This is a genomic window from Roseateles sp. P5_B10, assembly GCF_056400485.1.
Map to the genome: position 1 here is coordinate 1 of NZ_JBFULE010001133.1, position 1,320 is coordinate 1,320.

General features: G+C 68.0%; 2 protein-coding genes. One reads left to right on the plus strand and one right to left on the minus strand.

The features are described from left to right. Nucleotides 1-257, plus strand: a 257-nt coding sequence (locus AC1DU6_RS31475; protein ID WP_477862095.1) for a VOC family protein, incomplete at its 5' end; no start/stop codon positions are given. 5 nt (nt 258-262) lie between these two features. Here AC1DU6_RS31475 and AC1DU6_RS31480 read toward each other — a convergent pair. Continuing rightward, nucleotides 263-1,320 (minus strand): serine/threonine protein kinase (locus tag AC1DU6_RS31480; RefSeq protein ID WP_477862097.1); only part of this gene is annotated, 1,058 nt, incomplete at its 5' end.

The following is a 1,320-nucleotide window of genomic DNA, read 5'->3' on the forward strand; positions in this document are numbered from 1 at the left end:
GCCATTTGCTGCTGCAGTTGCACCGCTGGGAGGTCGATCACGATCATGGGCCTCTTGGCGACGTCGAGTTGCGCCCCTATGGCAACGGCGTGCTGCTGTGGTTCGAGCTGGCTGACTTCGACGCCGCCGTGGAGCGGGCGACAGCGCTGGATGTCGACGTCGTCAGGCCGAAGCGCTGGAGCCAGAACGGCAACTGGGAGTTCTGGCTGCGCGACCCCGATGGCTATGCCGTGGTGTTGACGAGCCCACTGCCCTGAGCGAATCAGGCGAAGCCGTCGCCATCGAAGTTGACCTCGTCCTCGTCACGGGCCAGCGTCGGGGTGCTGCCCTTGGGCCGCATCGCTTCCAGCTGTTCCCTCAGCTTGGCCACTTGGTCCAGCCAATAGTTGGGCGTGCCAAACCAGGGGAAGGCGAGAGGGAAGGCCGGGTCGCCCCAGCGGCGAGCCAGCCAGGCGCTGTGGTGGATCATGCGCATTGTTCGCAACGGTTCGATCAGACGCAGTTCGCGATCATCGAATTCGGCGATCTGCTCGTAGCCATCGAGCACGGCGTTGAGCAGGCTGCGTGCAGCATCGGGCTCGCCGGGCAACAGCATCCACAGGTCCTGCACCACCGGGCCATTGACGGCGTCGTCGAGGTCGACGAAGTGCGGCCCGCGGTCAGGCGTCCAGAGGATGTTGCCGGGATGGCAGTCGCCATGCAGGCGTGTCAACTGCAGGTCGGGCAGGCTGTCAAAGGCGGCCTGGATGGCATCAATGCAGCGGCGTGCGGCCTCGTCCCAGGCGGGTGCGATCTCGGGCGGGATGGCGTCGTTGCCCATCAGCCAATCGCGTGCGGCCTGGGCGGGCGCGGCGCTGGCCCAGGCCAGGCGTTCGGCAAAGGGCTTTTGGCGGCCGACGCCGTGCAGGCGAGCCAGTAGCCGGCCGATCCAGCGCAGCACTTCGGGGTCTTCCAGCTCCGGCCCGCGCCCACCCTGGCGCGGCGTGACGGCCAGGCGCTGGCCCTGATAGTGGAAAAGGGTGGAACCGCCCTCCAGCGTCCACGGCGCCGCGACGGGCACCTCGGCGGCGGCGAGCTCGGTGGCGAAATCGTGTTCTTCCAGGATCTGCGCATCGCTCCAGCGCGCCGGGCGGTAGAACTTGGCGACAGCCGCGCCGCCGTCCTCCAGGTGCAGCATCAGCACGCGGTTCTCGAAGGAGTTGAGCTGCAGCAGCCGGCCGTCGGCACGCAGGCCGGCGGCGTCCAGGGCGTCGAGCATGAACTCCGGCGTCAGGTCGCCGAAACTGAGATCAGGGGTCGCGTCATGCATCCGGCGAGTGT